This is a genomic window from Polaromonas naphthalenivorans CJ2 (assembly GCF_000015505.1).
Taxonomy (GTDB): domain Bacteria; phylum Pseudomonadota; class Gammaproteobacteria; order Burkholderiales; family Burkholderiaceae_C; genus Polaromonas; species Polaromonas naphthalenivorans.
Map to the genome: position 1 here is coordinate 1,418,789 of NC_008781.1, position 25,325 is coordinate 1,444,113.

30 protein-coding genes and 1 pseudogene are annotated in these 25,325 nt (G+C 59.8%); 9 read left to right on the plus strand and 22 right to left on the minus strand.

The window, feature by feature from the left end:
- Positions 1 to 77: 77 nt before the first annotated feature.
- Positions 78 to 584, minus strand: coding sequence for an RrF2 family transcriptional regulator (locus tag PNAP_RS06650; RefSeq protein ID WP_011800733.1), 507 nt, complete (start codon positions 582 to 584; stop codon positions 78 to 80).
- Between the two features lie 213 nt (positions 585 to 797).
- Between PNAP_RS06650 and PNAP_RS06655 the strand changes: the two genes are divergently transcribed.
- The 4 genes from PNAP_RS06655 (at position 798) to PNAP_RS06670 (ending at position 4,896) form a co-directional block, all read left to right on the plus strand.
- Positions 798 to 3,074: a nitric-oxide reductase large subunit gene (locus PNAP_RS06655; RefSeq protein WP_011800734.1), complete on the plus strand. Its 2,277-nt coding sequence runs from the start codon at positions 798 to 800 to the stop codon at positions 3,072 to 3,074.
- A gap of 96 nt (positions 3,075 to 3,170) precedes the next feature.
- Positions 3,171 to 3,434 (plus strand): DUF2249 domain-containing protein, encoded by a 264-nt coding sequence (locus tag PNAP_RS06660; RefSeq protein ID WP_011800735.1) that lies wholly within the window; start codon positions 3,171 to 3,173, stop codon positions 3,432 to 3,434.
- A 131-nt stretch (positions 3,435 to 3,565) separates the two neighbouring features.
- Positions 3,566 to 3,967 carry a SirB2 family protein gene (locus tag PNAP_RS06665; RefSeq protein ID WP_041376577.1) on the plus strand — a complete coding sequence of 134 codons (402 nt, stop codon included), beginning with the start codon at positions 3,566 to 3,568 and terminating at the stop codon, positions 3,965 to 3,967.
- Between the two features lie 302 nt (positions 3,968 to 4,269).
- Positions 4,270 to 4,896: a hypothetical protein gene (locus tag PNAP_RS06670; protein WP_011800737.1), complete on the plus strand. Its 627-nt coding sequence runs from the start codon at positions 4,270 to 4,272 to the stop codon at positions 4,894 to 4,896.
- A 103-nt stretch (positions 4,897 to 4,999) separates the two neighbouring features.
- On the opposite strand, the gene trxC is transcribed toward PNAP_RS06670, so the two are convergent.
- Together trxC and PNAP_RS06680 are read right to left on the minus strand one after the other, a co-directional pair.
- Positions 5,000 to 5,437: a thioredoxin TrxC gene (gene trxC, locus PNAP_RS06675; RefSeq protein WP_041376578.1), complete on the minus strand. Its 438-nt coding sequence runs from the start codon at positions 5,435 to 5,437 to the stop codon at positions 5,000 to 5,002.
- A 65-nt stretch (positions 5,438 to 5,502) separates the two neighbouring features.
- Positions 5,503 to 6,054 carry a cytochrome b gene (locus PNAP_RS06680; RefSeq protein WP_011800739.1) on the minus strand — a complete coding sequence of 184 codons (552 nt, stop codon included), beginning with the start codon at positions 6,052 to 6,054 and terminating at the stop codon, positions 5,503 to 5,505.
- A gap of 216 nt (positions 6,055 to 6,270) precedes the next feature.
- Between PNAP_RS06680 and PNAP_RS06685 the strand changes: the two genes are divergently transcribed.
- Positions 6,271 to 6,828: a DUF2242 domain-containing protein gene (locus PNAP_RS06685; RefSeq protein WP_011800740.1), complete on the plus strand. Its 558-nt coding sequence runs from the start codon at positions 6,271 to 6,273 to the stop codon at positions 6,826 to 6,828.
- Here the strand turns inward: PNAP_RS06685 and PNAP_RS06690 are convergent.
- The 4 genes from PNAP_RS06690 to PNAP_RS06705 all read right to left on the minus strand — a co-directional run bounded on the left by PNAP_RS06690 (position 6,798) and on the right by PNAP_RS06705 (position 10,722).
- On the minus strand, positions 6,798 to 7,388 hold the full coding sequence (locus tag PNAP_RS06690; RefSeq protein ID WP_041376579.1) for a pseudouridine synthase: 591 nt from the start codon (positions 7,386 to 7,388) through the stop codon (positions 6,798 to 6,800). The genes PNAP_RS06685 and PNAP_RS06690 overlap by 31 nt on opposite strands.
- Before the next feature lie 108 nt (positions 7,389 to 7,496).
- On the minus strand, positions 7,497 to 9,377 hold the full coding sequence (locus PNAP_RS06695; protein ID WP_011800742.1) for an amidohydrolase: 1,881 nt from the start codon (positions 9,375 to 9,377) through the stop codon (positions 7,497 to 7,499).
- Positions 9,378 to 9,444: 67 nt separating this feature from the next.
- Positions 9,445 to 10,062 (minus strand): antibiotic biosynthesis monooxygenase, encoded by a 618-nt coding sequence (locus tag PNAP_RS06700; RefSeq protein ID WP_011800743.1) that lies wholly within the window; start codon positions 10,060 to 10,062, stop codon positions 9,445 to 9,447.
- Between the two features lie 9 nt (positions 10,063 to 10,071).
- The gene (locus PNAP_RS06705; protein WP_011800744.1) at positions 10,072 to 10,722 is read right to left on the minus strand and encodes a hydrolase; all 651 of its coding nucleotides are present in this window, start codon (positions 10,720 to 10,722) and stop codon (positions 10,072 to 10,074) included.
- 121 nt (positions 10,723 to 10,843) lie between these two features.
- Between PNAP_RS06705 and PNAP_RS06710 the strand changes: the two genes are divergently transcribed.
- Positions 10,844 to 11,746: a LysR family transcriptional regulator gene (locus tag PNAP_RS06710; RefSeq protein WP_011800745.1), complete on the plus strand. Its 903-nt coding sequence runs from the start codon at positions 10,844 to 10,846 to the stop codon at positions 11,744 to 11,746.
- A gap of 15 nt (positions 11,747 to 11,761) precedes the next feature.
- On the opposite strand, the gene PNAP_RS06715 is transcribed toward PNAP_RS06710, so the two are convergent.
- From PNAP_RS06715 to PNAP_RS06755, 13 genes and pseudogenes are all read right to left on the minus strand, one after another.
- A complete protein-coding gene (locus PNAP_RS06715) occupies positions 11,762 to 12,337 on the minus strand; it encodes a TMEM175 family protein (RefSeq protein WP_011800746.1) in 576 nt (191 codons plus the stop codon).
- Positions 12,338 to 12,446: 109 nt separating this feature from the next.
- Positions 12,447 to 12,881, minus strand: a complete 435-nt coding sequence (locus tag PNAP_RS06720) for a hypothetical protein (protein ID WP_157040222.1) — start codon at positions 12,879 to 12,881, stop codon at positions 12,447 to 12,449.
- Positions 12,882 to 12,988: 107 nt separating this feature from the next.
- A complete protein-coding gene (locus tag PNAP_RS06725) occupies positions 12,989 to 13,879 on the minus strand; it encodes a M23 family metallopeptidase (protein WP_011800748.1) in 891 nt (296 codons plus the stop codon).
- Positions 13,880 to 14,017: 138 nt separating this feature from the next.
- Positions 14,018 to 15,253: an NAD(P)/FAD-dependent oxidoreductase gene (locus tag PNAP_RS06730; protein ID WP_011800749.1), complete on the minus strand. Its 1,236-nt coding sequence runs from the start codon at positions 15,251 to 15,253 to the stop codon at positions 14,018 to 14,020.
- A gap of 150 nt (positions 15,254 to 15,403) precedes the next feature.
- On the minus strand, positions 15,404 to 15,622 hold the full coding sequence (locus tag PNAP_RS06735; RefSeq protein ID WP_011800750.1) for a hypothetical protein: 219 nt from the start codon (positions 15,620 to 15,622) through the stop codon (positions 15,404 to 15,406).
- 105 nt (positions 15,623 to 15,727) lie between these two features.
- A pseudogene (locus PNAP_RS06740) lies at positions 15,728 to 16,021 on the minus strand (nucleotidyltransferase family protein).
- 169 nt (positions 16,022 to 16,190) lie between these two features.
- Complete coding sequence (locus PNAP_RS26835) at positions 16,191 to 16,361, minus strand: hypothetical protein (RefSeq protein ID WP_157040223.1); 171 nt, start codon at positions 16,359 to 16,361, stop codon at positions 16,191 to 16,193.
- A gap of 102 nt (positions 16,362 to 16,463) precedes the next feature.
- Positions 16,464 to 16,673, minus strand: a complete 210-nt coding sequence (locus PNAP_RS25585; RefSeq protein WP_011800752.1) for a retron Se72 family effector protein — start codon at positions 16,671 to 16,673, stop codon at positions 16,464 to 16,466.
- Positions 16,663 to 17,241: a hypothetical protein gene (locus tag PNAP_RS26840; protein WP_157040224.1), complete on the minus strand. Its 579-nt coding sequence runs from the start codon at positions 17,239 to 17,241 to the stop codon at positions 16,663 to 16,665. The genes PNAP_RS25585 and PNAP_RS26840 overlap by 11 nt, the downstream gene beginning before the upstream one ends.
- A 91-nt stretch (positions 17,242 to 17,332) precedes the next feature.
- Entirely contained in the window at positions 17,333 to 17,842 is a 510-nt protein-coding gene (locus PNAP_RS25590) for a reverse transcriptase family protein (RefSeq protein ID WP_011800754.1), read from the minus strand.
- A gap of 674 nt (positions 17,843 to 18,516) precedes the next feature.
- A complete protein-coding gene (locus PNAP_RS06745) occupies positions 18,517 to 18,708 on the minus strand; it encodes a DUF2283 domain-containing protein (protein WP_011800755.1) in 192 nt (63 codons plus the stop codon).
- Complete coding sequence (locus tag PNAP_RS06750) at positions 18,705 to 18,959, minus strand: DUF4258 domain-containing protein (protein WP_011800756.1); 255 nt, start codon at positions 18,957 to 18,959, stop codon at positions 18,705 to 18,707. Before PNAP_RS06750 ends, PNAP_RS06745 begins: the two co-directional genes overlap by 4 nt.
- Complete coding sequence (locus tag PNAP_RS06755; RefSeq protein ID WP_011800757.1) at positions 18,959 to 20,836, minus strand: glutamine--tRNA ligase/YqeY domain fusion protein; 1,878 nt, start codon at positions 20,834 to 20,836, stop codon at positions 18,959 to 18,961. The genes PNAP_RS06750 and PNAP_RS06755 overlap by 1 nt, the downstream gene beginning before the upstream one ends.
- A gap of 134 nt (positions 20,837 to 20,970) precedes the next feature.
- On the opposite strand from PNAP_RS06755, the gene PNAP_RS06760 reads away from it, so the two are divergent.
- A complete protein-coding gene (locus PNAP_RS06760; RefSeq protein ID WP_011800758.1) occupies positions 20,971 to 21,423 on the plus strand; it encodes a hypothetical protein in 453 nt (150 codons plus the stop codon).
- Between the two features lie 127 nt (positions 21,424 to 21,550).
- Here the strand turns inward: PNAP_RS06760 and PNAP_RS06765 are convergent, their stop codons facing one another.
- Positions 21,551 to 22,141 (minus strand): DUF3455 domain-containing protein, encoded by a 591-nt coding sequence (locus PNAP_RS06765; RefSeq protein WP_011800759.1) that lies wholly within the window; start codon positions 22,139 to 22,141, stop codon positions 21,551 to 21,553.
- Between the two features lie 393 nt (positions 22,142 to 22,534).
- On the opposite strand from PNAP_RS06765, the gene PNAP_RS06770 reads away from it, so the two are divergent.
- Positions 22,535 to 23,578, plus strand: a complete 1,044-nt coding sequence (locus tag PNAP_RS06770) for a porin (protein ID WP_232290763.1) — start codon at positions 22,535 to 22,537, stop codon at positions 23,576 to 23,578.
- A gap of 154 nt (positions 23,579 to 23,732) precedes the next feature.
- Here PNAP_RS06770 and PNAP_RS06775 read toward each other — a convergent pair whose 3' ends face one another.
- The gene (locus PNAP_RS06775; RefSeq protein ID WP_011800761.1) at positions 23,733 to 24,380 is read right to left on the minus strand and encodes a DUF924 family protein; all 648 of its coding nucleotides are present in this window, start codon (positions 24,378 to 24,380) and stop codon (positions 23,733 to 23,735) included.
- 110 nt (positions 24,381 to 24,490) lie between these two features.
- Here PNAP_RS06775 and PNAP_RS06780 point away from each other — a divergent pair, with 110 nt between their 5' ends.
- Positions 24,491 to 25,324, plus strand: coding sequence for an undecaprenyl-diphosphate phosphatase (locus PNAP_RS06780; RefSeq protein ID WP_011800762.1), 834 nt, complete (start codon positions 24,491 to 24,493; stop codon positions 25,322 to 25,324).
- The last annotated feature ends 1 nt before the right edge of the window (position 25,325 follow it).

Sequence of the window (25,325 nt, forward strand, 5' to 3'; positions counted from 1 at the left end):
TGTTTTAAGTTGATGCAGATCAAGGTTTTCAATGGGACCGGATACAGAGCGAAATCCTGGACAGGGCCAGGACGCCGTCAGGCCGGCTTCAGGCCGGGTTCTGGATGCCTGGGCTCCGGCTGGCTCGTTTGCGGCCGGATCGGAATCGACTTGAAGGAGGCTTCACCCTCGGCGCGCTTGCCCGCTGTCTTCATCAGGTAGTCGAGCGTGACGCCATCGAGCACCGCCAGGTAGGCCATGGTGGCGTCATTGAGCACATCCTTGAGCGAGCAGGCGGCGCTCATGATGCAGTGGCTTTTGCCGGGGTCGAAACACTCGGCCATGTAGAAGTCGGGTTCGGTGCTGCGCACCACCGCGCCAATGTTGATCTGGCCGGGTTCGCGGCCCAGCCGCAGCCCGCCATTGCGGCCGCGCAACGATTCGACCACGCCCAGGATGCCCAGCTGGTGCACGACCTTGGTCAGGTGGTTCTTTGCGATTCCATGCGCATCGGCAATGTCCTGGATGGTCACCAGCCGTTCCCGGTTGGCGGCCAGGTACATCAGCGTGCGCAGTGCGTAATCGGTGTAGGTGGTCAGTCTCATGCGCGGGAATTCTCGGGTGAAGGGGAGGGTTGACGCAGGAGCCTGCCTGCGTGGGGTGCGTTGTCAATTCTATAGAGCGTGACGCTTTTCAGGAACGCCGGCACAAAAAAATGTATTTTATTGGCATGTTTATAAAAGATATATGTAGAATCCATGTTATTAAATTTGAAGCGTTTTCGAATTTTTCAACTGCAAACCAAAAGGAAATTTGCCATGCACGCTACGCGCAAACTCTGGACCTGGCTTGCTGTCATCTGTGCGCTGTCCTTTGCCGTTCTCGGCTGGGTCGGAACGGAGATTTACCTGACAGCACCGCCGATTCCGAAACAAGTCATCAGCACCCAGGGAGCGGTGCTGTTCTCCGAAGGCCAGGTCCAGCGCGGCCAGAAAGCCTGGCTGTCGGCCGGCGGCCAGCAGCTCGGTTCGGTCTGGGGCCACGGCAGCTACCTGGCACCCGACTGGTCGGCCGACTGGCTGCACCGCGAAGCGCTGGCACTGCGCGGCGTCTGGGCCAAGCGCGATTTTGGCAAGTCTTTCGAGACGCTGAGCGTCGGCCAGCAGGCCGAAATCAACGCCCGGCTGAAAACCGAGATGCGCGGCAACACCTATGACGCAGCGACTGGCGCGATCACCCTGTCGCCCGAGCGCGCCGAGGCGGTGCAGCAGGTGATGAAGCATTACACCGACCTGTTCGGCGATGCGCCATCGCTCGACAAGCTGCGCGAGCAATACGCGATGAGTTCAGGCTTGCTGCCCGACGCGGATGACCTGAAGGCGCTTCCGGCCTTCATTTTCTGGTCCGCATGGTCGGCCGCAACGGACCGGCCCAATGAAACTGATTTGAGCTACACCAGCAACTGGCCGCACGAGCCGCTGGTGGACAACACGCCGACCGCCGGCGCCGGCATCTGGTCGATTGCCAGCATCATCTTCATGATCGCGGCGATTGCCGGCATGATCTTCTACCACTCGACGGCCAGGGAAGAGGGCGACCCGATGCCACCGAAGAACGATCCGCTGTTCGACCTCAAACCCACGCCGTCGATGAAGGCCACGCGCAAATACTTCTACGTGGTGATTGGCCTGATCATGGCGCAGGTCGGCATGGGCGTGATCACGGCCCACTACGCGGTCGAGGGCCAGAGCTTCTTTGGCTTCCCGCTGGGGCAAATCCTGCCGTTCACCGTGAGCCGCACGATTCACACGCAGTTTGCCGTGCTGTGGATTGCCACTGCCTGGCTGGCGACCGGCCTGTACATCGCGCCGGCCATCTCGGGCCATGAGCCCAAGTACCAGAAGCTCGGCGTCGATGTGCTGTTTTACGCGCTGCTGTTCATCGTCGTCGGCTCGACCGCCTTTGGCTGGCTCGGCACTCTGCAGCATCTGGGCACCGACTTCAGCTTCTGGATCGGCAACCAGGGCCTGGAATTCACCAGCATGGGCCGAATCTGGCAAGTCCTGCTGTTTGTCGGCCTGCTGTTCTGGGTCTTGCTGCTCGGTCGCGGACTGATGCCCGCGCTGAAGACGCCGTCCGAAAGCCGTGGCCTGATTGCCATGGTGTTCCTGGCCGCGCTGTGCATTGGCGGCTTTTATGCCACGTCATTGACCTGGGGCCAGACCACGCATTACTCGATGGTCGAGTACTGGCGCTGGTGGCTGGTCCACCTGTGGGTCGAGGGCTTCTTTGAAGTGTTCGCCACCGCCGTCATCGCGCTGCTGTTCACCCGGCTGGGCCTGATTCGCGCCAGCACCGCCAACAGCGCCATCGTGCTGGAAACCATCGTGTTCCTGTTCGGCGGCATCCTGGGCACCTTGCACCACCTGTATTTCACCGGCACGCCGACCTTCGTGATTGCGATTGGCGCGATGTTCTCGGCGCTCGAAGTGGTGCCGCTGGCCATGATCGGTGTCGAGGCTTACCGCAATTACCAGCGCTCCAAGTCGGCGCCCTGGGTGCAGGCCTACAAGTGGCCCATCCTGTGCTTCATCGCCGTCGGCTTCTGGAACGTGGTCGGTGCCGGTTTGCTGGGTTTTTCCATCAACACGCCGATTGCGCTGTACTACATGCAGGGCCTGAACATGACGGCGGCCCACGGCCATGCCGCGCTGTTCGGGGTGTACGGCATGCTGGGCATCGGCCTGCTGCTGTTCTGCCTGCGCGGCCTGTCGAATCGCCTGGCCTGGTCCGACAAGCTGCTGGCGCCGATGTTCTGGTGCCTCAACATCGGCCTGGCCATGATGGTGTTCATCTCGCTGGTGCCGGCCGGCATCTACCAGGCCTGGGCCAGCATCACCCAGGGCATGTGGTTTGCGCGCTCGCCCGAAGTCGTGCATTCGCCTTTCATGGAAACGCTGGTCTGGCTCCGGGTTCCGGGCGATGTGGTGTTTGCCATCGGCACCGTGTTCCTGGCCTGGTTCGCCATCCGCCTGCTGACCGGCGGCAAGGCCAGGCCGGCCGTTGCCGTTCCCGTGGGCGCCAAGCGGGCCTGATCGATCAGCGATCAACCGTTCCCCGAAGAGGCTGGCAAAGCTGGCCTCTTCGCAAGCCACCTTCTCAGTTCTTTCAAATCCTCCAGGAGTATTTTCATGTCGCACAACTGTTCCCATCCCGTGATCTCGGAAGGCGTCTATCCGTTCGATGCGCGCGGCGTTGCCAAGCGCTTTCGCCACGCCGCCATCTTCGGCGCGCTCGATGCGCTGCATCCCGGCGAAACCATGCGCTTTTGCAACGACCATGACCCTTTGCCGCTGCTGTCGCAGATCAACGGACATTTCGGCGCCAGCGTGCGCATCGAGTATGTCCAGCGCAACCCGGGCGAGATCGTGATTGATTTCAAGGTGCTGACCTGATCGGGGGCCGGCGCTTTCAGCATTTGTAAAATGGCGGCGCTGCCCTCCAGGTGCCAGGACGCGGGTTGACCACCGGCGGGCCTGGCACTGCTGTTTTTGGCCTTTGCGCACCCACTCAACCGGAACTGCCCGTGAACTACCTCGCCATCAAGCACCTCCACATCACCTTTGCCGTGCTGAGCGGGAGTTTTTTCCTGCTGCGCGGGCTGTGGATGCTGGCCGACTCGCCCATGCTGCAGCGGCGCTGGGTCAAGGTGGTGCCGCATGCCGTCGATACGCTGCTTCTGGCCAGCGCGCTGGTGCTGGTGTTCTGGAGCGGCCAGTACCCGTTCGTGCAGCCCTGGCTGACGGCCAAGGTGCTGGCGCTGGTGGCCTACATCGTGCTCGGCACCGTGGCTTTGAAGCGCGGCAAGACCAAGGGCGTGCGGGCCTTTGCCCTGCTAGCGGCGCTGGCAACCTTTGCCTACATCGTGGCGGTGGCGCTGACGCGGCAGGCGGCGATTGCGTTGCAGGCGCTGGGGCTTGGAAGTTAGCTGCCTTGGCTGGGTTTTATAAGCCAAACAAGGCTTTTGCGCATAGTACACGTGCGCGAGCAGCTATCAAAAATATAGTTATTTGACCAGATGACGGACAGAAAAAAAGCACAAAGACACGCCTGTAACCATAAGGTAAATACCGGGTAAAAGCTCGTTTTCCTTACACCACGTTAACAAATGCAGCGCAACAATGAGGCACTGAATCACACAGAGCCTTAGAAAAGCCACGATTCAGGCGCAGCTCCAGCCGCCGTGTGCGAGGAACTGCCGGCAAGTCCATCCATGAATTGGGGAACCTTATGAAATCAAAACTCTTCACCGCCTCGCTGGTCGCATCGGCCCTGTTCGCCGGACTGGGCGTGGCCCCGGCCATGGCCCAGAGCACGAATACCCCCCGCATCGACCAGGCGCAGCAGGCCATCAGCACACGCATCCAGCAGGGCATGGCGTCCGGCCACATCACGCCTTCGGAGGCGCAGGTGCTGATCCGGCGTGAACGCGACATCCAGATGCGCGAGAACCAGTACAAGGCGAATGGCTCGGCCAACCCGCAGGAACGCCAGCAGTTGCGGGCCGACCTGAGCGCCCTGAACGCCGATGTGGAACGCATGATGGCAAACCGCGAGGTGGTCAGGCCCGGCTATGCGGGCAATGCGGGCGATGCCGCCAGCACCCCCGGCATCGACAACCGCGAGTACCAGATCGGCCAGCGCATTGACGAGGGCGTGCGCTCGGGCCGCATCACCCAGCGCGAAGCGCGCAGGCTGGAACGCCGGGAGCGCGAGATTGCCCGCCACGAAGCCTTTTTCAAGTCCGACGGCGTCGTGACCCGCAATGAGCGCCGCCAGTTGCGTGATGAACTCGATGCGCTACGCGAGGATGTGGAGCGCATGATGCATAACAACGACCGATACGGTCGCGGCTGACAGCCCGCCCCAGGCGAGCGGAAATTTCACCCGGCGCCTGAAGCAGCGAATCCCGGCCAGCCAGTCCAGCCCAGCAAGGCTGGACTGGCTGGCTTTTTTGCGTTCAGCGCAGGTGCGACTGCACCCAGCGCACGATGTCGGCCGCGCCCATGGCGCCGGGCTGCCGGGCGATTTCGCGGCCTCCCTTGAACAGCGCCAGCGTCGGAATGCTGCGGATATTGAAGCGCGCGCCCAGGCTGGGAACGGCTTCGGTATCGACCTTGGCCAGCCGCACCTGCGGCTCCAGCTGCGCCGCAGCCTGCTCGTAGGCCGGCGCCATCTGGCGGCACGGGCCGCACCACGGCGCCCAGAAATCGACCAGCACCGGAATCTGGTTGCGGCTGATGTGCTTGTCGAAAGCCGCCTCGTCCAGCGCGGCCGAGTGCGCGGTGAACAGCGCCTTCTTGCAGCTGCCGCAGGTCGGCTGGCTGCCGAACTGGTCGGCGCGAACGCGGTTGGTGGTGTGGCAGTGCGGGCAGACAATGTGAAGTGAATCGGTCATGGGCTGCAGTTTTGGCCTAATGGTGAAATTGCAAGCACTCAACGCGGCTGCCGACTGGCGGGCAATCAGGCGGCGGTTTTTGGCAGCATGCTCAGCAGGGTGCTGTCGCGTTTGATGTAGTGATGAAACAGGGCCGCCGCAGCATGCGCGCCAATCAAAAAGTAGCCGATGGTGCCCACGAGTTCGTGAACTTCCTTGATCTGGCCTGCCAGCTCCTTGTTTTTTCCGATCAGCGCCGGAAGCTCCAGGCCAAAAAACGGAATCGGTTTGCCGGAGGCACTCAGCAGCAGCCAGCCGGCCAGCGGCATGCCGATCATGAGGGCGTAGAGCATCAGGTGGGCCAGTCTGGCGGCAAGCACCTGCCATTGGGGCGGGGCCGGTTCAATGCGTGGCGCAGGGTATTTGAAGCGCATCGCGATGCGCAGCCAGACCAGGAAAAACATCAGAAGGCCGAACATGAAGTGCAGGCTTTTCATCGTTTCGCGGAGTTCGGTGCCTTTTTCAAACAGCACGCGCAGCTCAATGCTGGCGTACACCGCAATGAACAAGGCAAGCATCAGCCAGTGCAGTGAAATGGACGCCATGTGGTAGCGATGCGCGAATTTTGGAAGGCTCATGGCTTTTTTTCCTCGTGTTGATGTGGCCAAAATTATAAAAATGGCCAGCTTAAGAGCGCCTTAAAGCAATCGTTGAAAGAATACTTCTTGTTTAAAATCAATGGCTTGCGAGATTAGTCAGTTGCCGGTAAGCGGCCCCTGGCGAAAAACCCATGTTGGCCCGGCTTGCCCGATGAACCGGCCTACAATTTTTGCTACCTGAAGGAGTGCCCAGCTTTGAATTTTTCCTGCATACATCGCAACGCGGCCGTCTGGCTGGCAGGCTTGTTGAGCCTTTGCGGCTTGCTGAGCGCCTGCGGCAGTACGCCGAAAGCTTTTGCGTCACAGGAGGAGTTCGGCTCCACCGTGACCTATTCCCGGCTGTTTGACGCCACGGCGGCGCAAACCTGCGAGGCCGCCCGAAGGGCGCTGCTGAGCCAGGGCTACATCATCAGCGCGGCCCGGGAGGACATGGTCGAGGGCCGCAAAAGCTTTCAGCCCGAACCCGAGTCGCATCTGCAAATGGAAATCCGCGTGGTCTGCGCGCCCGACAGCCCCGACGGCAAGGTCAGCCTGGGTTTTGTGACCGCCCTGCAGGACGTTTACGCCCTGAAGAAAAGCAACAATTCGGCCAGCCTGGGCGTGGGCGCGCTGGGTTCGGTGTCGCTGCCTTTCAGCTCCAGCAACGATGCCATGGTCAAGGTTGCCAGCAAGACCATCTCCTCGGACGCCTTTTATGAGCGATTTTTTGACCTGGTCAAGCGTTATCTGGTGGTGGATGAAGGCTTGAACTGATCGATTGCATGGTCCCGCCAGCTTCCCGGCGCCAAGCCGTCGAGCGACCAGTTGCCGATGGCCGCGCGGACCAGGCGCAGGGTTGGAAACCCCACGGCCGCCGTCATGCGCCGCACCTGGCGGTTGCGGCCTTCGCGAATGCCCAGTTCGATCCAGGCGGTCGGGATGGACTGGCGAACGCGAACCGGCGGCTCGCGTTGCCAAAGTGCTGCCGGCGCATCCATCAGCCTGGCCCGCGCCGGACGGGTCGGGCCATCGTTCAGCGCAACGCCTTCGCGCAAGGCTTGCAGCGCGGCCTCGCCGGGCGTGCCTTCGACCTGGACCCAATAGATTTTTTCCATCTTGAAGCGCGGGTCGGCAATATGCGCCTGGAGCTTGCCGTCGTTGGCCAGCAGCAGCAAGCCTTCGCTGTCCGCATCCAGCCGGCCGGCGACATACACACCGGGAATCGCGATGAAGTCCTTGAGCCCGCGCCACCGCCCTTCAGGCGTGAACTGGCTGAGCACGCCGTAGGGCTTGTTGAAGAGAATCAGGCGTGAAGCGTCGTGCCGTTGGGTCAAGGGGCTGTCGGTCGGTTGATGGATGAATTGCCTGGCTGTCGGCCAGTCGTGGCGAGAGGCCGAATTATCGGGCACTGCCCATTTTGGCCCTGCCCCTGCCGCTGCGGACTAAAGCCAGCAGGCACAGCCCAGCGTTCCCCAGAAGCTCTTTTCGTCCGACACCGGCGCATTTGCGAGCCAGCTTTGGGTGTGCGCGTGGCCGTGGACGGCGCAGGGCTTGGCGCAGCAGTCGGCAAATGGCTGCATCGCCTTGCGCCGCGTGGCCTGGCCCGGCGCGGGCTCGCGCCAGTAGCCGCCAAAGGCGTTGGTCGGCGCCCAGTCGTTGGCGGCCTTGGGCATGGGCGGCGCGAGTCCGGCGAAGCCGCCGTCGCCATGCACGATGCGCCCTCCAACCACCGTCAGGTGCGACACCAGATCCTTGATGTCGGACTCGGGAACGCCGAAGAAGTCGCGCGAGGGAACGATGAAATCGGCCAGCTGGCCGGCCTTGATCTGGCCCTTTTGTCCGTCGGCATTGGCAAACCAGGCGCTGCCGGTGGTCCATAGCTGCAGTGCGGTGTGCCGGTCAAGCCGGTTGTCGGGCCGGTACAGCGCCGTGCCGCCGACCGTCTGGCCGGTGACCATCCAGTGCAGGCAGATCCACGGGTTGTAGCTGGCGACACGCGTCGCATCGGTGCCGCCGCCCACGGGAATGCCGGCGTCGAGCATCTTGCGCACCGGCGGCGACTGCTCGGCGGCCCTGGCGCCGTAGCGCTCGATGAAGTATTCGCCCTGGTAGGCCATGCGGTGCTGCACGGCGATGCCGCCGCCCAGTGCCTTGACGCGCTCGATGTTGCGCTGGCTGATGGTTTCGGCATGGTCGAAGAACCAGTGCAGGCCGTTGAACGGAATCTCGCGGTTGACCTTTTCAAAGGTGTCGAGCGCGCGGCCAATCGATTCGTCATAGGTCGCGTGCAGCCGGAACGGCCAGCGTTTTTCGACCAGCAGGCGCACGACGCCCTCCAGCTCGTCTTCCATGCTGGCGGGAAGGTCGGGGCGCGGTTCGCGGAAATCCTCGAAATCGGCGGCGGAAAACACCAGCATCTCACCGGCGCCGTTGTGGCGGAACATGTCGCTGCCCGACAGCGGCGGCAGCAGTTCGGACCACTGGCGAAAGTCCTCGACTTCCTGTTTGGGCCGCTGCGTGAACAGGTTGTAGCCGATGCGCACCGTCAGCTCACCGGCATCGCGCAGCTTCTCGATCACGCGGTAGTCGTCGGGGTAATTTTGAAAGCCGCCCCCGGCGTCAATCACCGAGGTGATGCCCAGCCGGTTGAGTTCGCGCATGAAAAGCCGGGTCGAGGCCTCCTGCGCCTCCGGGTCAAGCTTGGGGCCTTTGGCCAGCGTGGCGTAGAGAATCATGGCGTTTGGCCTGGCCAGCAGCAGGCCGGTCAGGTTGCCACGGGCGTCGCGCACGATCTCGCCGCCGGGCGGGTTGGGCGTGTCCCTGCCGTAGCCGACGGCGCGCAGCGCAGCGCCATTCAACAGGGCGCGGTCGTAGAGGTGCAGGATGAAGACCGGCGTGTCGGGCGCGGCGGCATTGATTTCTTCCAGCGTCGGCAGGCGCTTTTCAGCGAACTGGTGCTCGGTGAAGCCGCCGACCACGCGCACCCACTGCGGCGCCGGCGTGCGCGCTGCCTGCGCCTTGAGCATCGCCATGGCATCGGCCAGCGAGGGCACGCCGTCCCAGCGCAACTCCATGGTGTAGTTCAGGCCGCAGCGAATCAGGTGCGTGTGGCTGTCGTGCAGGCCGGGCAGGGCGGCCGCGCCGGCAAGGTCGATCACCTGCGACTGGCTGCCCGCATGGCACATGGCGTCCTCGCGGTCGCCGACGGCGATGAATTTGCCGCCAGCTATCGCCACGGCCGTGGCCTGCGGATTTTGCCGGTCCAGCGTGGTGAAGCGGCCATTGATGAAGATGACTTCGGCAAGCGTGATGGCAGCGGTCATGGGGGCCTCCGGGAATTGAACAGTCGATGGGCGGGTGACAGGGCGCGGCGGCGAGGAGGCATGCCGGCTAGTCCTTGCGAAACAGCCAGCCATGCACGAGTTGCGTGTAGCGCGGCATGATCACCCAGACGACCAGGGCGACGATGACGGAGGCAATGATGACGTGCGCCACCCCGTACATCCCCAGCACCGGAGCGGCCTTGAACACGGGCTTGAACAGCCACGGCACGACCATCGTCAGCGGCCAGATCACCGAGGTGGTGATCAGCCACTGCTTCCATGCCGGCGGCTTCATGGGCGGCTCGCCGGGCGCGGCAGGCCGGGGCTGGAACCAGTAGTCGATGCCCGCGCCGATGCTGACCTGCTCGCCGCTCTCCAGGTAAGGGTGCAGGGCCTCGACCAGGCGCGCGCGCTCGGCCGACTGGTGCCAGCGCGTCGCTTCCTCATACGTGGCAAAGCGCACGACGATGGTGTAGCTGGTGCCGCCCGCCGCCGGGCGCACCACATGCACGCCCTGGTGTCCGGCAAAGCTGCCCGCCACCCGCATGGTTTCGGCCAGCCAGGTTTCGTAGGCCGCCTGCGCATCGGCGCGCACGCGGTGCTGCACGACAAAGCTGACACTCTCAGGGGACGCGTCAGCCTGCTGGCCGGTGGATGCAGGAGGCTTGGCCTCGGTGCGGTTCATGGCCTGCCTTCAGCCCAGCTTGCGCGCCGGCAGCTTGTGCACATGCGTCATCGCGTAGTCGATGCCCGAGCCATAGGCGCCAGAATGCTCCACGACGATGCCGGTCGTTCCGGCGTAGGTTTCCTTGCGCGCCCAGTCGCGCTGCATTTCGAGCAGGAACTGCTGCCAGGTGATCGGCACGGCGCCGGCCTGGATCATGCGCTGCACCGACATGTTGTGCGCCGCGACCGAGGTGCCGCCGGAGGCATCCTCGACAAAATAGACCTCGTAGCCATCGGCCATGGCTTCGAGCGCCGGGAAGTTCAGGCAGACTTCGGTCCACAGCGCGGCCAGCACCAGCTTCTTGCGGCCGAACTTCTTCAGCTCGGCCTTCACGCCGGCGTCATCCCAGGTGTTCATGCTGGTGCGCTCAAAGATGTGGTTGTCGGGCAGCACGGCCAGCAGTTCGGGCCAGATGTTGCCCGAAAACGATTCGGTTTCAACCGAAGTCAGCACGGTCGGCACCTTGAAAAGCCGGGCCGCCTTGGCCAGGCCGATGACGTTGTTCTTCAGCAGCTGACGGTCGATGTTGGCCACGCCGAACGTCATTTGCGGCTGGTGGTCGATCAGCACCAGCGCGCAGTTTTCAGGGGTCAGCAGTTCGAGTTTTCCTGGGGTCATGGTGCTTCCTTTGGCAGTGGTTGGGCAGGGGTTGAAGGCGAATCAGATGGGCATCGTAAATGGTTTCCCTTAACATCACTAGATACGAATTTGCATCCAAACTGTATCCAGGAAAGAGACAATGGACCGACTTGATGCCCTCAGGGCATTGGTGCTGTCAAAGCAGTGTGGCAGCTTTGCCGGGGCCGCGCGGGCCTTGGGCGTGACGCGTTCGCAGATCAGCAAACTCATCGCTTCGCTGGAGGCGGACTACGGCGGCGCGCTGTTTGCCCGCACCACACGCTCCGTCGCCCTGACCAGCGCCGGCGCCACCCTGCACAGCTATGCGCTGGAACTGCTGGCCATTGACGCCGAGGCGCGCGAAGCCATGGCCGCCTTGCAGGGCATGGTGGCCGGGCCATTGCGTGTCAATGCGCCGATGTCCTTTGGTCAATTGGTGCTGGCGCCGCTGCTGCCGGGCTTTCTGGCGCTGCATCCGCAAATCGAGTTGCGCGTCGAGTTGAATGACCGGCTGCTCGATCCGTTCGAGCACGGCTTTGACCTGACGCTGCGCATTGCCGAGCTGGAGGACTCTTCGCTCGCGGCGCGGCGCCTGTGCGGCGTGCCCCGGGCGATTTATGCCGCTCCCGGCTACCTGCAGGCGCAGGGCGTGCCGGACTCGCCGCAGGCACTCAAGGCGCACCGCTGCCTGAACTACGCGCACACCAACACCGGCCATGTGTGGCGCCTGGGCAGGGGCGGCGAAAAAGCGCATGTCGCCGTCGGCGGGCCGCTGTGCTCGAACAACGGCGAAGTGCTGCTGGAGGCCGCCATGGCCGGCGCCGGGCTGATCCTGCAACCGGCGTTTCTGGCGGCCGGGCACCTCGCGTCGGGCCGGCTGGTGCCGGTGCTGGCGCAGTGGCAGGAGTCCCCGGAAATCGCCCTGTATGCGCTGTATCCGGCCACTCGCCGGGTGCCTGTCGCCGTGCGTGCCCTGATCGACTACCTGGTCGCCACGCTGCCCCAGGCCATGGCCGCGACCTGAGCGAGCCGGCTGCTTTTAGCGCACGAGGGTGTTTTCGATCCGGCGGTCGGGCAGCAGCCACATGGATGCCACGGACACGTAAAGGGCGATGGCCATCCAGGCATTCACGAATGAAAGCGGAATCGCCACGGCGTAAACGAGGATAGACACCTTGCCTTTGAAGTCCCCGCCCAGTGCCAGGGCCAGCGGCGAGCCCTTGCCGTGCAATGCAATCAAGGCGCGGGAAAGAATGAAATAGGCGCAGGCCGCCATCAGCAAGACCGTCCCGTACAAGGCCACCGGCAAGGCCGCGAAATGGTTTTCACCCATCCAGCTGGTCACGAACGGGATCAGCGACAGCCAGAACAGCAAGTGCAGGTTGGCCCACAAAATGCCGCCATTCACCTGGCGCGTGGCGTGCAGCATGTGATGGTGGTTGTTCCAGTAGATGCCGACAAAAACAAAGCTCAGCACATAGCTCAAAAATACCGGAATCAACGGGTGCAGCGTTTCCCATTCGGTGCCATGCGGCACCTTCAACTCCAGCACCATGATCGTGATGATGATGGCGATCACGCCATCGCTGAAGGCTTCCAGGCGACCTTTACCCATGTGTGATTTCCCCTTGTTTGGATGCATTGACTTGATTGGAAAAACGGCTTCCCCGGCGGGACGGATTTCCAGCCTGGCATTTTCGCTGGACGGCACCGATGAAAAGACCTTATTTTCCGGTCAGGACCGAGCACACCCTTGAATGGAAAGTGCGAATCTTGTAGGCTAGGTGATGGCTGACGGTTCCCCGGTAGCCCCTGGAGATGGCGCGCACCGCGCACTTGGAAACCCATTCGGTCCAGTTGTTCGTTTCCAGCCGGTCAAAGCGCTCGCAATCGGTGCAAAACACCTCGAACTGCGCATATTCGCGGCCGATTTTCGTGGCGGCTGTCTTCAGCAGGCTGACTTCGGTGAAAAACGCATGGTCAAACCCGCGTGTTGATTCAAGCACCTGCGCGGCCCTGTCCAAGTAGGTTTGCGCCATCCTGGCGGATAGCAAAAAACCATAGTCATTCATCGATATGGTGGCAAGCCGATGCGCCCCTTCGGTGATGAAAAAGTTGATTTCATCCGAATTTTCAAGCGGTTGCAGTGGCGTTTGCATGGCGGACATCCATCCATGTTCCATGGTACATCCGTGGATCACCGTCGGCTATGTGCAGGCGGCTACAGATGGCGTAGGAAAAAGCATATTGAATGTGATGGATTCAGTCAGGCCGCCAGAAACAGCGCCGGGTCCACCATCGTCCGGTTCAGCATCACGCCCCAGTGCAGGTGCGGCCCGGTCACGCGGCCGGTGGCGCCCACGGCACCGACGCGCTCGCCGGTCTGGAGCAGCTCGCCCATCTTCACGCCGATCTCGCTCAGGTGGCAGACCATGCTCAGCAGCCCGCCGCCGTGGTCCAGCCAGACCGTCTTGCCGTTGAAGAAATAGTCACCCGTGTCGATGACCCGTGCCGGCAGCGGCGACACCACCGGCGTTCCCGTGCTGGCCGCGATGTCCATGCCGCTGTGCGGATTGCGCGACTGGCCGTTGAACACGCGCCGCAGCCCGAACGAGCTGGAGCGCCGCCCCGGCACCGGCACCTGCATGCGCAGCGACGACGCATCGGGTAGCGGCGTGCTGAACGTCGCCATGACCGTGGCCTGGTGCGCGCGCTCGCGCTCGTAGCGCGCCTCGTTTTCGGGCGACAGATCGACCGTGCCCGGCGCCACCTTCAGCCGCTGTTCGCTGTAGCGCTTGCTGGCCACCGTGTAGGCGATTTGCCGCTGGCCACCGCCCTCAAGCTGCAGTGTGATGCTCGCCTTGCCCGGCGCGGCCGACAGCGGAATGCCGACCAGCGCCGTCCATTCGATCACGTCGCCCAGCACCAGCAAGGGTACATCGCCCGCATGCGCCACGGGACGCGCTGCCGCCGGACCCAGCGACAGCCGGGCGATGCCGCCGGGAACCTGCAAGGCGTTCGGCCAGACCTCGGACGATGGCGGCGCGGCGGCTGCCGCGAGGCGTGAAGCGGGCAGCGCCAGCAGGCCGACGCTGCCCAGCAGGGCCGAGCGGCGGGACAGCAGCCGCTGGGGAAGGGCAGAGTGATGAATGGGCATGGTGTGTGAAGGAAAGAGGCGGACTGGCTTCAGCCGGCTAAATTTTGAAGAAATATATGCCAAAAAATGCTTTTGCGCTTGCTGTATAAGCGTTGATAGCTATATAAATGATAGTAACAAAGGCCTGCCAGCGTGGCCTTATTCGGTAAACAGCCGGACAAAGCCCTTGACGGTGAACAGGCTGCCCGGATTGCTGGTTTCGTTCAGAACCCCGCTCAGGCGCTGCTGCAGGCGCGCGCTTTTGCGTGCCCGCCAGATCAGCAAATCGGCCAGCCACGGATATTTGTTGACCAGGTTGGCCCGCTCGTACAGCGCAAAGCGCGGCCGCAGCGCTTCAATCCGGCTTTGGTAGTGGGCGCGCACCTGCGCCTCGCCCTCGCCCTGCAAGATCGCCTCTGCCGCCAGGATGCCGGTTTCCAGCGCCTTGCCGATGCCTTCGCCAGAAAAAGCGTAGGTGCTGCCAGCGGCCTCGCCGGTCACCAGCAGGCCCGGCCGCGACAGTTGCGCCCCCTGCAGGCTGCAGCGCAGCGGCGCGCCCTTGAGCGGACTCAGGCGCGTGCCGCCCGCCATCAGTTCCCTGGCCGGCTCCGACAGGGTGCCGAGGGCTTCGAACATCTGGCGCAAATTGGCGGTGCCTGCCTTGCCCTGCGATGTATCGCGCTTGCCCGCCGGGTCATCGGGCGCGGCCAGGATGCCGACGCCCACATTGAAAACGCCATTGCCGCACGGGAAAATCCATCCGTAGCCGGGCGCCAGCGCCTTGTGCCAGATAACTTCCAGCTTGTCGATTCTGGACGCCATCGCGTCGTTCTTGATGTAGCAGCGCATCGCGATGGCGCTGGGCGTGTGCCGCTCCGCCATGCCGGCGGCCATCAGCGCCTGCGGGACTGCGCCCGTCGCCAGGATGACCCAGGTTGCCCGCAGTTCGCACTCATGGCCTGACTGGGCCAGGCGCGCGCCTGTCACCTTGCCGTTTTCCTCGATCGGCGCGGTAAAACGCACTGGCGCGAACATGCGCGCACCCGCCGCCACGGCCGCCTTGCAGACGATATCGTCCAGCTGCTTGCGCGGCAGCACGGCCAGTGTTCCGGCCACATCGATGCGCCCGCCGCGCGGGCTGATGCAGCTCAAAAATTCGGATGAATGGGCCTGGCGCATGACCTCGTCAAGCACGCCGAGCCGGTCAAGGGCCTTGTGCGCGTCCGGGATCAAGCCGTCGCCGCAGATCTTGTCGCGGGGAAAGGCATGCTGGTCGATCAGCACCACGTCCAGCCCGGTCTTGGCCAGGGTGAAGGCGGCCGCGCTGCCGGACGGGCCGGCGCCGATCACCAGGACATCGCACGTCTTGGGGAGTAATTCAATGCTGGAGTTCATGGCCTGAGCTTACCGGAGTATTTTTCGGCTTTCGACGCAAGAGTTGTTCCAGCGTGAAGCGCAAATGGTGTTTTGAACCAGCCCAGGAATCTTTCAAGCCGGGCGCATGGTTTGGCCCTGTCCGGCTCTGTTTTTTTGAAGCGCAGGTCTTTATTCCGGTGTCATCGTGATCTTGCCGTCCCGCACATAGTCATCAAACTGGGTCAGCGGGATGGCTGTCACGCCGGTAATGCCCTCGGCGGCTTCCCAGCTCAGTGTGGCGCTGTCGGGCGCGAGCGCGACTTCGACCCGCACGCGGGGGATTTCGATGGGCGCACCGTCACCCGGCGTATAGGTCACATCACCGGTAATCATGGCGAACTGGGGCATGGCAATTTCCTTAATAAGAAGTTAGACAAAGGCTCAAGGCCTCAACAAACATTCTGCGTCAGGTGCAAGCAAAAGTATGTCGGCGAAAGACGGGTTTTGCATGGCTCATACGGGCCTGGCCTCACGCAGTACCTGTTCACGAAAACTTGCTGGCAAACCGTTGGGGGGTGAGTACATCCACCTCAATGCCCAGCAGTTTTTTCAGTTCAAAGCGGATGGCGCCAATGTCCATCAGGGTTGTTTGCGAGGTGGGCTCCACCACAGCAGGTCGAGGTCGCTGCCCGGCACATCGTCCCCGCGCAGTGCCGAGCCAAACACGCGAATGCTGTTCACGCGATGGCTAAGCGCAATCTCACGGATTTGTGTGCGGTGCAGTGACAGGGCTTCGGACGGGCGCATGGGGGCAGTTTATGGGCAGTTGCAATGTTTGTTTGGCCATTCGCGCAGTCTGAGGCACGGATTTTTAATGAAAAAGTGCTTTAGCGCATGCTGGACAGGCGCAAGCAGCTATCGAAAACAGAGCAAAGCATGCCACGCGGGTCGCCAGCAAACCCGGAGATGGAAAATTTCACTCTGTTTTTTTCGCTCTATCGGAACTCTTGGGCTTGATGCCGGGTACGGTCATGCCAAAAGCGGCGGCCAGTTTGTGCGCCTGCTGTGCGGACTGGGCCAAAGCCTTTTGCAGTGCTTTGGGCGTGAGCATCAGACGGCTTGGCTGAGTTTTTGCAGTTTGTGCCATGTGGCGGGCTCCGTCACGGTGAGTTACGAATTAATTGGAATTCGATCCCGATTACGTTGATTAATTTGTCATAAAACTTAATAAGTTTATTGAAATTAAAGCTCATCCTTCTCTTGTAAGATTAACGGCTCGCAATCCTTTTTCAGTAGTTTTGATCTGAAAGCTTACGGTTGCTCCCTCAATCAAGGCTGCCTCATCTTTTACCGAATCACGATAGAAAAAAAGATCCTTCCCCTTCGCTCTTGAAATAAATCCGAATCCTTTTAGTGGGTAATAAACTTTTACTACTCCATAATTATTGCTATTCTCCATAAGTTAATATTTCTCTAGTGCTGGTTGGCTTGCAAATGTGCATGCGAGATTTTAAAGTTCGGGCTAAGCTGGGATTGGATCTTGAAATTATATTAATACGATAAATAATTTGGTGATATCGTTCTACGAACGAAAGTTTGCCTCTGTCTAATTCGGAAGTTCGCTCGATAACACTTACAAGCTTGAGTGTTTTTGTAATATTTATTACATCGTAATGAGGTAATATTTTTCTAAGTCGCTCTCTATATTCTTTTGCTTCAATATGTTGTAGATATGAGAGTTTTGCAACTCTACCAGATAAACTATTGTGCTCGCAGTGATATGCTGGATCTGTACGTGATATTTTGAACTGTTGCTCACATCTGTACAGTTCGGAACGGATTTCTGCACGATCTGCTCGTCGAACTCGTGGGTGTCCTCTATTAAGCCAGAGACCTGTAATCTCCATTAAGTTTTCTGGATTTGATGCCGATAAAATTCGCGTCTTTTTATTCTTTAGTTTGAATTTTTTCCCGTTTAAAACTTTAACTACAGCATCAATTACAGATTTAACTGTGGTGGGCGTCATCTCTTTAAGAGAGGAAATGCACATGTCATCTAATAGTCTACTGTAGTTCAAATTTTTTTGTTTGAACTCACGAACAATACGATGTTCGGTATCAAAAAAAAACTAGATTTGCTAGGTGCGAACTTGTACAAGCACCTTGCGGTACGCAATTATCTAGTGTTGTCAATTTTGTCAGTAGATTAGCCACTGAGTCTGGGAATTTGCAGAAGTGTTTAAATATTTTAAACACGTATTCTTCTCGAATGCTTGGGTAAAAATTTTTTATATCAAGTGTAATTAGTGATTTTGCGTTTGCATGGACCCTGGCATTTTTAACGTAATCACGACCTTCGATGCCACCAAAAAGATAATCTGGATAAATTACATTTCCGAATACAAAGCGGTTAATTCTTTTTTGAATTATTTTAAGATCATGATTTGGGCTGGATATGAATCTTGGTTTTCCATCAGCTTTGGCCAATTCAAATTTTGAGTATTTTGATGCTGATGTTGATGCGAAATCATTGAGAACAGCTACGCTTACGCCAAGCGTTGCAGCTAGCGCTGATGGGCTGCCAATTGGATTTGCGGAATAATTTGGTTGCATAAAAAAAACAGGCATTTACTTTATGAGTCAAAAGAGTCCCATAAAGATTTAAAAATTGGAATCCATCTGATTAAGAGAATTCCAAAATCGGACCAACGATAGGCTCCACTTTTGTTATTCCCGAGCCCACGCTTGGGAATATTCATCTTCTTAGTGATGCAAGCACCACAACTTTTTAAGTTGGTTTTTGTCTTTTTCGACATTACTCTCTCCTTTGGGGTTTATGTAGGCTCATGCCTAACACGTTCAACACCCCAAAGGAAACGGAAAACTAACAACCTACCGTCAGCCCAAATGCCTGCATGCTTCGTTCAACAACCGTATCTATAAATAAGGAGGCTGCATCGCTGCGAATTGCTTCGCTTCGGTAACAGTCTTCCCCCCTTACGTCCCGGTCAAGTTCCATTCAGTAAAACTGATGAAACGTCTCATGCAAGAGACTTAGCTTTTTCCGCTCAACTTAAAAAATCAATCAAAGAGCAGTGGATCAGGTGCTACACCTGATTTCGCAGCTCAGCTACGAATCACAATGGTAACTCTTTAGTACATATTTTTCGATGTAGTATTAAAAATTTGTTTTTATTTTGCTGAAAATTTCTTCACTTTAGAGGCTAAGAAATTTAGATTCGATACTTTCTCAAGGCCATTTTTTCCTTGGGAGATCAGCAATCTGTGAATGGTGAACCGCGTCAAGCCGCTTTCCTGAACTCAACCGGCAACAGACCTTCTTTCTTGGCATCAAGCAGCACGATTTCCACAATCGTTCCGTCTTCGGCGTAGCTGATGTTGGTATGCCAGTCCTGCGACACTTCGCGCACGATGGGCTTGTCCGACATGCGGATTTGCAATATGTCATCGTTTTCAAAATAAATGCTTTTCATGGCAGGGGCTCCCAGTGATGCATGATGGTTTTGACCACCAGTGCATTTTCAATCACGGCGGCCACGCAGAGCAAGTTGTCCGCACGGTCATCAAAATGCTTGTACAGCCAGCAGTGGCCCTTGCCGGCGTCTTTGAAAATGCCGGTATCAATGATTTCCAGGACCAAAGCCGCATCCATGCTGCGCTCTGCCATACGCAGTCTGGCGTGTTCCGTCAACACCACCGGCAAGCCAAAGCGCGTGCTGTGCATTACTTTCCCCAGCTGTCTTTCAGTCCGACTGCCAAATTAAACACCGGCCTACCCGCCGCATGGTCCACCCGGTCGGCCACAAAATACCCGTGCCGTTCAAACTGGAACTTGTCATCGGCCTTGGCTTCAATCGCGCCGCCGCTGGCCAGTGAGGGTTCGACGTAGGCGGTCATCACCTTCAGGCTGTCGGCGTTCAGGTTGGTCAAAAAGTCCACGCCGCCGCCTTCGGGCTGGGCTTCCCTGAACAGGCGCTCGTACAGCCGCACTTCGGCCGGAACCGCATCGTTCACGCCGACCCAGGTGATCACGCCCTTGACCTTGACCGAATCCGCGCCCGGCGTGCCGCTCTTGGTGTCGGGAATCAAGGTGGCCTGCACTTCAATGACCTTGCCGTCAGCATCCTTGACAGCGCCGGTGCATTCAATAACGTGGCCGTATTTCAGGCGCACCTTGCTGCCGGCAATGGCCTGCTTGCTGGCGTTCACATGCGGCGGGAACAGGCGGAAAAATCCTTTGGGCGGGGTTTCTTCATAGTCGCTGCGGTCAATCCAGACTTCCTTGCCGATCTTGAAGTCGCGCTTGCCGAGTTCGGGGTGGTGCGGGTGAATCGGCGCGCTGCAATCGTCGAGCGTGCCTAGGCCCATCACTTCGTCCCAGTTGGTCAGCACGAGTTTCACCGGGTCGAGCACGGCCATGGCGCGCGGGGCGCTGCCGTCCAGGGTTTCGCGCAGGCAGCCTTCGAGCGTGCTGTAGTCGATCCAGCTGTCGCTCTTGGTCACGCCGATGCGTTCGGCGAACAGTTGAATCGCCTCGGGCGTGTAGCCGCGCCGGCGCAGGCCGACGATGGTGGGCATGCGCGGGTCGTCCCAGCCGGTGACGCGATTTTCATTCACCAGTTGCGCCAGCTTGCGCTTGCTGGTCAGCACATAGGTCAGGTTCAGGCGGGCAAATTCGTACTGGCGCGGGTGCGGCGTGGCAATCAGGCCGCCTTCGGCCAGTCGGTCGAGCAGCCAGTCGTAGAACGGGCGCTGGTCCTCGAATTCGAGCGTGCAGATGCTGTGGGTGATCTGCTCCAGCGCGTCTTCTATCGGGTGCGCATAGGTGTACATCGGGTAAATGCACCATTTGTCGCCGGTATTGTGGTGGTGGGCGCGGCGAATGCGGTAGATGGCCGGGTCGCGCATGTTGATGTTGGGGCTGGCCATGTCGATCTTGGCGCGCAGCACGGCCGCGCCATCGGGCAACTGGCCATCGCGCATTTCGCGGAAACGGGCAAGATTTTCAGCCGGGGTGCGGCTGCGGAACGGGCTGTCGGTGCCGGGCTTGACGAAGTCGCCTCGGTTGACGCGCATCTCGTCGGCGCTTTGCTCATCGACGTAGGCGTGGCCGGCGTCGATCAGGTATTCGGCGGCGCGGTACATGAAATCGAAATAGTCGCTGGCCTGGTACAGGTTGACTTCTTCACCGTTAGGGCCTGCGTTGTGCCAGTCAAAGCCCAGCCACTGCACTGCGTCCTTGATGCTGTCAACGTATTCGGTGTCTTCTTTTTCGGGGTTGGTGTCGTCAAAGCGCAGGTGGCACACGCCGCCGTAGTCGCGCGCCAGGCCGAAGTTCAGGCAGATGCTCTTGGCGTGGCCGACGTGCAGGTAGCCGTTGGGCTCGGGCGGAAAGCGCAGGCGTACCTTGGCGGGGTCGGGCTGGCCGGCGGCGTGGTGGGCGGCGTCGCCCGGGCTGCCGCCCCAGCGGCGGGCGGCGTAAGTGCCCTCTAGCAGGTCTTTTTCGATGATCTGGCGCAGGAAGTTGCTGGACTTGTGGGCTTCTTTGTCGGCGGCAACAGGGGCAGCGGCGGCGGCTTGGGAGGGGGCAGGGGAGGTCATCGCCTGATTCTATGGGCTAGATGGCGCACGTTACGTTTGGCAACTCTCTTAACTGTGCATGCGGTAGGCGGTTTCCGCAGTGCCGCGTTTAATAAGTGCATGGGCATTTCCCGCCCTTCCTTTAGGAGAATTTTATGAAGACAATCAACAAGGCAAACCGTTCCGTGATCGTGGCAGGCGCCATTGCCACGCTGGCGGTGGCTGCCATGGGTTTTGCCGGCAGCGCCCAGGCACGGGACAATGTGTACTGGTCGGTCGGCGTGGGCACGCCCGGCGCGGTGGTGAACGTGGGCAATGGCTACCCGCAGCCGGTCTATGTCCAGCCGCAGCCTGTGTATGTGCAGCCCGCTCCGGTTTATGTTCAACCGCGTCCGGTGTATGTGAGGCCACGTCCTGTGTATGTGCAGCCGCAGCCGGTGTACCTGGCGCCAGAGCCGGTTTATTACGAACGTCGTCATGGGCATCACCGGCGTCATGGCGGCTACTATGAACAGGGGCGGCGTGATGGATACGGCCCCGGTTATGGGCAGGTGTACTACCAGCGAGACCAGCGAGGTGATCGGCGTTATGGCCGGGATGATGACTGACACGAAGATCAACGCGATAACGTCCTGAAAAAGCCTGCTTCGTGCAGGCTTTTTTGTTGGGCGTGCGGTCTTGCTGCGCTGTTGGCGCAGGAAGATCAGGCTGTCCGCGCCCGGACCGGCAGGCTGATCAGGCTGCTTTCCAGAAAATGTAGTCAGCCTGGTAGGGTAGCGTCAGTTTGTCGCCCATGTCGGTTTGCGTGCAGGCCTTGCTCAAATCCTGTCCACCCTTGGTCTTGATGCGCTGGATGTAGGTGATGTTCTGCATCACGCCTGGCGCTGCGCCGGGCGTTCCCTTGGACAACTGATAGTCCAGGTTGGTGGCGCCGGGGCGCGGTGCCACGGCAACCTGCATGCCCACGACGCTGGAGCCGTCGATGTGGGTCCAGGTTGCGGGAGGGCCTGAATAAGCGGCCACTTTCTTGCCGGTGCGGTCCATCAGTTCAGCCTGCGGGCTGACCAGCACCCAGCCGATGTTGCCACCCTTGGCCGGATTGGCCTTGCATTCATAGTTCAGCAGGCCGACGGCCGTGGTCTCCAGCGCCACCACATTGCCGGGCGGCACCTGGATCTGCTCATCCAGCCGGTCCTGCGTGTATTCCTTGGGCGGCGGCTTGACGCCGGCGCAACCGGCCAGCAAGGCAGCCGTGCCGGCCGCGAAGGCCAGCGTCAATGCGGCGCTTTTGCTGTGCGCCCATAAGGTGTTGTGTGCGTTTTTCATCGGGTTTTCTCAGGTTGTGTTGTGCTCCCCAGTACAACCGGGGGCGGCAAACTCGACCGTAGGACGCTGCGCTGACTGCGTGACGGAAGATTTCGAGCCCGCGTCTGACGGGTGATCTGGTGCATGTCCGGCAGGCACAGTGTTCTATTAATGATCAGTGATTGATCCGTGTGTGCAGATTCGTTTCATATGTTCAGCGATGTGTTGCATTTGAGCGGCCTGGCGCAGCACGGTTTCCAGCAGGAAATCCAGACATTGCGCGCAGGGCTTCACAATGAAAGACCGGCGCCAGAAAACCATTAATCAAGGAAGTTTCTGGCAGGCACAGGTTTTGCATATTGCATACGTCCACAAATTCTTGATGGCTGTTTAAACTATATGGAGACCTACCTGATGAAAAAACGATTGATCGCTCTGGCTGCCCTGGCTCTGGTGTCTGGCATGGCAAGTGCGCAAAGTTCCGTGACTGTTTACGGCAACATCGATATTGGCGTATTAACGCAAAATAATGCACCAGCCGGCGGTTCATCGACCAGCATCGCCAATGGTGGTATTTCGCCAAGCATCTGGGGGTTTCGCGGTTCGGAAGACCTGGGCGACGGCCTGAAGGCTACCTTTAATCTGGAAGGGCATTTTTACGCGGACACTGGCGCTTCTGATCCGCGCCTGTTCCGTCGCCAGTCCAATGTCGGTCTTTCATCGGCCACACTCGGTACGCTGACCCTGGGTAATCAATACAGCCCCGCCATTTTGGCATTTGCCGCAACCGACCCGCGCGGCCTGCGCGAAAACTTCTCGGGCCTGTATCCATGGGCCTACAACTCGGGCGCATTGACTACCGGCAATAACGGCAACAACGATGTTGGCGTATTCCTGCAAAATGCAGTTTCCTACAGCAACAAGTTTGGTCCCGTTGGCATTGCAGGTGCTTACAGCACTTCTGAAACCAAGGGCGCTGTCTATTCCCTGGGTGCTACCTACACGGGTCCGGTTTCATTGTCTGCTGCGTATCAGGCAACCAATTTGGCCAATACGTCGGAACGCGGCAGCACGATTTATACGGTGGGCGCTGGCTACACCATGGGCGCATTCACCGGCAAGCTCAATTACCTGCGCGGCACGAACAAGAATGCAGCGCTGGTTGAAACCAGCAAAGTTGGCGTGACGGGCGTGGGCGTTGACTGGAAAACCGCAACCAACAATACCGTGATGGCCGCTGCTTATTATGGCAAGGACAAAAAGAACAGCACCGATAAAACCACCACGTTTATCCTGAGCGATGAATATGCCCTGTCCAAGCGCACCACCATGTACGGCCAGCTCGTGTTTGCCAATGCAAAATCGGGAGCTACGCTGTTGACGACCATGGTTGCCGGCGGCACGGCGCCCGACAAGACCACGACTTTGTTTAATGTGGGCATTAAACACTCCTTCTGAGTTTCCAAGGTGAGGTAATTTAAAGCCGGTCCTGTTTTACAGCGGGGCCGGTTCTTTTTTATACTTTCCTGGAAAAATGCCAGAGCAGGCCAAGCAGGTATTCTGGCCGTATTTGCGCTGCTAGCTTATTCAATAATGTTTGGCATGCTTCAGTTTATTGCCCAAAGCGCGGGCCGCTGCGCAAAAATTCTGCTTCCCCGGGACTGTCGCTGCGCCCGAGTGCCGCGTTGCGGTAGGGGAAACGTCCAAACCGCTGGATGATGTCCTGGTGCTGGCGGGCAAAGTCGAGATTGCCCTGCAGCTTCGGCTTCAGGGCGTCCGGCGCGTCAGCCACCAGCCGCGAAAAGCAGGCCACGCAGGTTTCCTGCAGGGCCGCATCTTCGGCATGCATCAGCGGCATGTACATGAACACGCGGCCCACCCACGGCAGTTGCCGGTCTTCCTGAAGCGCCAGCGTGCGCAGCACCAGTTGCTGGGCGCGCGCGTCGCCGTCAAAAGCCCGGGCAGAGCCGCGAAACACATTGCGGGTGAACTGGTCCAGCAATATCACCAGCGCCAGCCGGCTGTGCAGCGGCGCCTCCCAATCCTGCAAACCGCCTTGCACGGCAAGCTCCACGCTCGGGCCAAAGCGGGCCTTGATCTGCTGGTCAAGCGCTGCGCCGCCCAGAAACCAGCGCTCGTTGAGGTTGTGCGTGGGCCAGCCCAGCGCCAGGCCGTCACCCAGCCAGAAATCAAGAACCTCGGCGGGAGTCTCGGCGGGAAGGGTGGGTTTCAGTGACGGGATGGAGGCGGGTTGGGTCATGGTGTTTTCAGGCTTGGCAGTGGCTGATTCCGGCTTTCAACCGGGCAAATTGATCTTCAGTCGGGCTTAAGCTCAACAGCGATAATCAGCACCATTTTGAAGGAGCCAGCGTGGATATTGCACTGTTGATCAAAGCCGCCATCATGGGCATTGTGGAGGGCTTGACCGAATTTCTTCCAATTTCATCGACCGGCCATTTGATCCTGGCCGGCGCGCTGCTGGGTTTTGACGACGACAAGGCCAAGGTGTTCGACATCGCCATCCAGACCGGCGCCATTTTTGCGGTGATCCTGGTGTACTGGCAAAAAATTCGCAGCACCCTGATTGCACTGCCGAATGAAAAACAGGCGCAGCAGTTTGCGCTCAATGTGCTGGTGGCTTTTGTTCCGGCCGTGGTGCTGGGGCTGCTGTTTGGCAAGGCCATCAAGGCGCACCTGTTCACGCCGGTGGTCGTGGCCAGCGCCTTCATCGTCGGCGGCTTCATCATCTTGTGGGCCGAAAAGCGCCAGCAGCGCAATCCGGCGACCATTCGTATTCATGATGTCGAGTCCATGAGCACGATGGATGCGCTCAAGGTCGGCCTGGTGCAGTGCCTGGCCATGATCCCGGGCACCAGCCGCAGCGGCTCCACCATCATTGGCGGCATGCTGCTGGGCCTGTCGCGCAAGGCGGCGACCGACTTTTCGTTTTACCTGGCGATTCCGACCCTGATTGGCGCTGGTGCCTACAGCTTGTTCAAGGACCGCGCGCTGCTGTCCATGGCCGATGCGCCGATGTTCGGTGTCGGGCTGCTGTTTTCATTCCTGAGTGCCTGGCTGTGCATTCGCTGGCTGCTGCGCTACATCGCCAGCCATGACTTCGTGCCGTTTGCCTGGTACCGCATTGCCTTTGGCATCGTGGTGCTGGCAACCGCCTGGAGCGGCGTGGTCACCTGGGCCGAATAAG

Excerpts from the sequence above, each read along its gene's own strand:
- PNAP_RS06650 (WP_011800733.1), bottom strand. The coding sequence starts at position 584 with ATGAGACTGACCACCTACACCGATTACGCACTGCGCACGCTGATGTAC.
- PNAP_RS06655 (WP_011800734.1), top strand. The coding sequence starts at position 798 with ATGCACGCTACGCGCAAACTCTGGACCTGGCTTGCTGTCATCTGTGCG.
- PNAP_RS06660 (WP_011800735.1), top strand. The coding sequence starts at position 3,171 with ATGTCGCACAACTGTTCCCATCCCGTGATCTCGGAAGGCGTCTATCCG.
- PNAP_RS06670 (WP_011800737.1), top strand. The coding sequence starts at position 4,270 with ATGAAATCAAAACTCTTCACCGCCTCGCTGGTCGCATCGGCCCTGTTC.
- trxC (WP_041376578.1), bottom strand. The coding sequence starts at position 5,437 with ATGACCGATTCACTTCACATTGTCTGCCCGCACTGCCACACCACCAAC.
- PNAP_RS06680 (WP_011800739.1), bottom strand. The coding sequence starts at position 6,054 with ATGAGCCTTCCAAAATTCGCGCATCGCTACCACATGGCGTCCATTTCA.
- PNAP_RS06695 (WP_011800742.1), bottom strand. The coding sequence starts at position 9,377 with ATGACCGCTGCCATCACGCTTGCCGAAGTCATCTTCATCAATGGCCGC.
- PNAP_RS06700 (WP_011800743.1), bottom strand. The coding sequence starts at position 10,062 with ATGAACCGCACCGAGGCCAAGCCTCCTGCATCCACCGGCCAGCAGGCT.
- PNAP_RS06705 (WP_011800744.1), bottom strand. The coding sequence starts at position 10,722 with ATGACCCCAGGAAAACTCGAACTGCTGACCCCTGAAAACTGCGCGCTG.
- PNAP_RS06710 (WP_011800745.1), top strand. The coding sequence starts at position 10,844 with ATGGACCGACTTGATGCCCTCAGGGCATTGGTGCTGTCAAAGCAGTGT.
- PNAP_RS06715 (WP_011800746.1), bottom strand. The coding sequence starts at position 12,337 with ATGGGTAAAGGTCGCCTGGAAGCCTTCAGCGATGGCGTGATCGCCATC.
- PNAP_RS06720 (WP_157040222.1), bottom strand. The coding sequence starts at position 12,881 with ATGCAAACGCCACTGCAACCGCTTGAAAATTCGGATGAAATCAACTTT.
- PNAP_RS06725 (WP_011800748.1), bottom strand. The coding sequence starts at position 13,879 with ATGCCCATTCATCACTCTGCCCTTCCCCAGCGGCTGCTGTCCCGCCGC.
- PNAP_RS06730 (WP_011800749.1), bottom strand. The coding sequence starts at position 15,253 with ATGAACTCCAGCATTGAATTACTCCCCAAGACGTGCGATGTCCTGGTG.
- PNAP_RS06735 (WP_011800750.1), bottom strand. The coding sequence starts at position 15,622 with ATGCCCCAGTTCGCCATGATTACCGGTGATGTGACCTATACGCCGGGT.
- PNAP_RS26835 (WP_157040223.1), bottom strand. The coding sequence starts at position 16,361 with ATGGCACAAACTGCAAAAACTCAGCCAAGCCGTCTGATGCTCACGCCC.
- PNAP_RS25585 (WP_011800752.1), bottom strand. The coding sequence starts at position 16,673 with ATGGAGAATAGCAATAATTATGGAGTAGTAAAAGTTTATTACCCACTA.
- PNAP_RS26840 (WP_157040224.1), bottom strand. The coding sequence starts at position 17,241 with ATGACGCCCACCACAGTTAAATCTGTAATTGATGCTGTAGTTAAAGTT.
- PNAP_RS25590 (WP_011800754.1), bottom strand. The coding sequence starts at position 17,842 with ATGCCTGTTTTTTTTATGCAACCAAATTATTCCGCAAATCCAATTGGC.
- PNAP_RS06745 (WP_011800755.1), bottom strand. The coding sequence starts at position 18,708 with ATGAAAAGCATTTATTTTGAAAACGATGACATATTGCAAATCCGCATG.
- PNAP_RS06750 (WP_011800756.1), bottom strand. The coding sequence starts at position 18,959 with ATGCACAGCACGCGCTTTGGCTTGCCGGTGGTGTTGACGGAACACGCC.
- PNAP_RS06755 (WP_011800757.1), bottom strand. The coding sequence starts at position 20,836 with ATGACCTCCCCTGCCCCCTCCCAAGCCGCCGCCGCTGCCCCTGTTGCC.
- PNAP_RS06760 (WP_011800758.1), top strand. The coding sequence starts at position 20,971 with ATGAAGACAATCAACAAGGCAAACCGTTCCGTGATCGTGGCAGGCGCC.
- PNAP_RS06765 (WP_011800759.1), bottom strand. The coding sequence starts at position 22,141 with ATGAAAAACGCACACAACACCTTATGGGCGCACAGCAAAAGCGCCGCA.
- PNAP_RS06770 (WP_232290763.1), top strand. The coding sequence starts at position 22,535 with ATGAAAAAACGATTGATCGCTCTGGCTGCCCTGGCTCTGGTGTCTGGC.
- PNAP_RS06775 (WP_011800761.1), bottom strand. The coding sequence starts at position 24,380 with ATGACCCAACCCGCCTCCATCCCGTCACTGAAACCCACCCTTCCCGCC.